Annotated in this window: 4 protein-coding genes; 1 reads left to right on the forward strand and 3 read right to left on the reverse strand. The window is 70.0% G+C overall.

Annotation, left to right across the window (positions count from 1 at the left end):
• Positions 1-41: 41 nt before the first annotated feature.
• Positions 42-749, forward strand: coding sequence for an RNA polymerase sigma factor (locus JWQ89_RS02195; protein WP_299638025.1), 708 nt, complete (start codon positions 42-44; stop codon positions 747-749).
• A gap of 5 nt (positions 750-754) precedes the next feature.
• On the opposite strand, the gene dinB is transcribed toward JWQ89_RS02195, so the two are convergent.
• The 3 genes from dinB to JWQ89_RS02210 form a co-directional block, all read right to left on the reverse strand.
• Complete coding sequence (gene dinB, locus JWQ89_RS02200; RefSeq protein ID WP_299638019.1) at positions 755-1,999, reverse strand: DNA polymerase IV; 1,245 nt, start codon at positions 1,997-1,999, stop codon at positions 755-757.
• Positions 2,000-2,233: 234 nt separating this feature from the next.
• Complete coding sequence (locus tag JWQ89_RS02205; RefSeq protein ID WP_299638021.1) at positions 2,234-2,986, reverse strand: aminoglycoside phosphotransferase family protein; 753 nt, start codon at positions 2,984-2,986, stop codon at positions 2,234-2,236.
• A 3-nt stretch (positions 2,987-2,989) separates the two neighbouring features.
• Positions 2,990-3,665, reverse strand: a 676-nt coding sequence (locus tag JWQ89_RS02210) for an NAD(P)-binding oxidoreductase (RefSeq protein WP_299638023.1), incomplete at its 5' end; no start/stop codon positions are given.

Raw genomic sequence — 3,665 nt, forward strand, 5'->3', positions numbered from 1 at the left:
AATTTTCAGACGCGGTGCGCCAGGGCGCGGACATCGCCACCATGGCGGTGGGTCTGATCGTCGATCCGTATCAGGCCGAGACCATCCTCGCCAACGAGCAGGCCGATCTGGTGGCGCTGGCGCGGGCGGGTGGCGAGAATGCCATCCGCACGCTGATCGAGCGCAACAACCAGCGGCTGTTCCGGGCGGCGCGCAGCGTGCTGCGCAATGACGGCGAGGCCGAGGATGTGGTGCAGGAGACCTATGTGAAGGCGTTCACCGCACTCGCGGGGTTTCGCGGCGAGGCGAGCTTTTCGACCTGGGTGACGCGGATCGCGCTCAACGAGGCAGTATCGCGGCTGAGACGGCGGCGAAAGCGCAGCGGTCTCGAGGCACTGGACGCGGCAGTGAGCGCCGATGCCGGGCTGGTGTCGCTGTTCCCGCTGTCGCTCGTCCCGCTCGCCGCCGACAAGGAGGTCGCGCGAAGCGAGATGCGCCACGTGCTCGAGACTGCCATCGATGGACTGCCGGAGGGATTTCGCACGGTGTTCGTGTTGCGCGATGTCGAGGGGCTCACCACCGAGGAGACGGCGGCACAACTGGCGCTGAAGCCCGAAACGGTGAAAACACGGCTCCACCGCGCGCGTCGCATGCTGCGGGCCGTGCTCGAGGAACAGATGCGCGGCTCGTTCACCGATCTCTATCCGTTCGACGGCGCACGCTGCGCCAAACTGGGCGACCGGGTAATCGACCGGCTCAACCGGTCCTAGCGCGCTCACAGCGACTTCTCGGCGAGCTGGCGGAAGGCGTCGGGGACGGAGCGGGAGGCTTCGAGCGCCACCGAGCCGTAGCCAATGGCCTCGCGGCCGAAGCGGTCGCGGACGCGATCCATGGCGTGGTCGGCGACGAGGCGGGCGCGGCCCTGCCGGCTGCCGGAGCGGCGTGGTTCGTCGGCGAGGCCGAGCGGCAGTTCCAGCTGCACTAGCGGGTCGCGCTCGAGGCGGGCGACGGAGATGGCGAGGAGCGTGATGGTGCGCTCGTCGGGGTGGTCAGCGGCGACGACGCGCACCAGGTCCTCGGCGATCTCGGCGAGGCTGGTGGTGGCGGCGGTGGGGGAGTCGATGGTGAGCGAGCGGGTGACGGCGCGCATGTCGCGGAAGCGGACGCGGACGGTGATGGTGTGGCCGTGCCAGGATTTTGCCCGCAGCCGGGAGGCGATGCGATCGGCGAGGTGGCAGAGGGCGGGGCGGTAGATGCGCTCGACAAAGGGTTTTCGGCCAAGCGCCGACTGGGCGCCGGCGGAGCGGGCGCGCTGGTTGGTGACGATGGGGCGCGGATCGCGGTTCCAGGCCAGCGCGCTGAGCTTTTCGCCGGTGGCGCGGCCGAGCAGCGACTGCACCCAGGCGGGGCTTTTTTCGGCGAGCTGGCCGATGGTGAGGATGCCCTCGTCCTCGAGCTTGCCCTCGGTGACCGGGCCGACGCCCCACATCAGGCCGACCGGCAGGTGGTGGAGGAACTCGAGCTCGCGCGCCGGATCGACGACGACGAGGCCGTCGGGCTTGGCGACCTGCGAGGCGATCTTGGCGAGATGCTTGGTGCGCGCTACGCCGACCGAGATCGGCAGCCCCAGTTCGGCGCGGACGCGGGCGCGGATGGTTTCGCCGATGCGGGCGGGCGGGCCGAACAGGTGCTCGCAGCCGGCGACGTCGGCGAAAGCCTCGTCGATGGAGATGCGCTCGACCAGCGGGGTGTAGTCGCCGAGCACGGCGATGGCCGCGTCGCCGAGCCGCTGATACTGGTCGAAATGGCCCCCGACGAAGATGAGCTCGGGGCAGAGTTCCTTCGCCGCCCAGCCGGACATGCCGCCATGCACGCCGAAGGCCTTGGCCTCATAGGAGGCGGCCAGCACCACGCCGCCGCCGACAGCGATCGGCTTGCCGCGCAGGCTGGGATCAAGCAGCTGCTCGACCGAGGCGTAGAAGGCATCGAGATCGGCGTGGAGGATGGTGGCGGAGTCCATCGATGGCTCCCGAGTGCTGGGGAACATAGAGTGAACGGATGGCGAGTCTTGTCAATGGGCGAGGGCACCGCCGGAGCGTCTGGCCGCCCCCCCACCTTTGATCCCTCCCCACAAGGGGGAGGGAGATGACTGAGAAACCTCGCGCCAAAGCTTAGCCCAGCAGTTCTTGCGCCTCCCTCCCCCCTTGTGGGGAGGGATTGAGGGTGGGGGTGGCCACACGCTCAGGTGTCGCTATCACGCCACGGCGGGCGAAACGCCGCGGGCCAGGTCCAGCAGCCTCGGCACCTCCTCGGGCACGTCTTCGGTGAGGCGGGCGGCGGCGAGGGTGGGGAGCCAGGCGAGGATTTCGGTGGGGGCGAGGCCGCTGCGGGCGGCGTAGCGTGCGAGATAGGCGTCGGCGAGGTCGAGGCGGGGGCCGTGCATCAGGAGATAGCTGCGGCAGGCGTCGGCGGCCGGGGGGCCGGAGGTGGCGTCGGGCCAATCGACGACCGTCGTGGCGCCGGGCGGGCCGATGATATTGAAGGGGTGAAAGTCGCCGTGACAGAGGCGGTTGCCGTCGGGAAGGGTGGCGAGGTGGGCGAGGAGGACTTTCCGCACTGGGTCGTCGAGTTGCGCGCCGTGGGCGATGCGGTCGGCGAGGCGGGATTTCAGCGGGCGCAGGCGGGGCTCGGGGCGGGCGTGGATGGCGAGGTGGAGGCGCACCATTTCCTCGAGCGCCGCGGGGACGATCGAGGGCTCGGATTCGGCGAGGGGCTTGCCCTCGGCGCGGGTCATGACGACGCCCCAGCGTCCGGCGAAACGGCCGGCTTCGAGCACCTGAGGGGTGGGGAGACCGTGTTCGGCGACGATGGCGAGGATGGCGGCCTCGCCGAATGCCTGGGCCCGGGCGCCAGGCGCGCGATAGAGTTTCAGGACCGCATCGCCATAGGCGAAAGCTTCGGCCATCTTGCCGGAGCCCAGGCGGGGGCCGATCTCCTGCTGGGCCATCGGCTAGCGCAGCGCGGCCTTGAGGGCGGCGGCGATCGGGGTGTCACCGGAGACGAGCTGGAAGGTGTGGCCGGCGGATCTTGGCTCAGCGAGCACGGCGACGATGGTAGCGGCGACGTCCTCGCGCGGGATCGAGCCCCCCTCGATCGCGGCTTCGCTGAGGCTGACCTTCCCGGTGCCGGGGGCATCGGTGAGCTCACCGGGCTCGAGGATGGTCCAGTCGAGGCCGGAAGCGTGGATGAACTTCGCGGCGGCCCGCTTCTGCTTATAATAGTCCTTCATCTCGTCGCTCATCTTGCGGGTCGACAGCCCGGTGCTGGCGCCGATCGAGGAGATGGCGACGTAGCGCCTGACGCCGGCGTTCTGCGCCGCGTGGAGGGTGCGGCGGACGCCGATGCGGTCGAGCTCGCTGGTCTGGCCCGCGCCGGAACCGGCGGCGAACACCACGGCGTCGGCGCCTTTCATGGCGGTGGTGAACTCGAAGAGCGGGGAGGTTTCGAGATCGAGCACGATGGTCTCGGCGCCGCGCTTCACCAGGTCCGCCATGTGCCTAGGGTTGCGGATGGTGGCGACGACACTGTCGCCGGCGGCGATTAGCTTTTCGACGATCAGCAGGCCGGTGCGGCCGTGGCCGCCGATGACGATGACGCGCATGCTGAACCCTTCCGCCGGATGGGGG

Origin of the sequence: Devosia sp. (genome assembly GCF_028290645.1) — a bacterium.
In the GTDB taxonomy this organism is placed as follows: Bacteria; Pseudomonadota; Alphaproteobacteria; order Rhizobiales; family Devosiaceae; genus Devosia_A.

Coding starts and splice junctions, on each gene's coding strand:
- JWQ89_RS02205 (WP_299638021.1), bottom strand. CDS start 2,986: ATGGCCCAGCAGGAGATCGGCCCCCGCCTGGGCTCCGGCAAGATGGCC.
- dinB (WP_299638019.1), bottom strand. CDS start 1,999: ATGGACTCCGCCACCATCCTCCACGCCGATCTCGATGCCTTCTACGCC.
- JWQ89_RS02195 (WP_299638025.1), top strand. CDS start 42: ATGGCGGTGGGTCTGATCGTCGATCCGTATCAGGCCGAGACCATCCTC.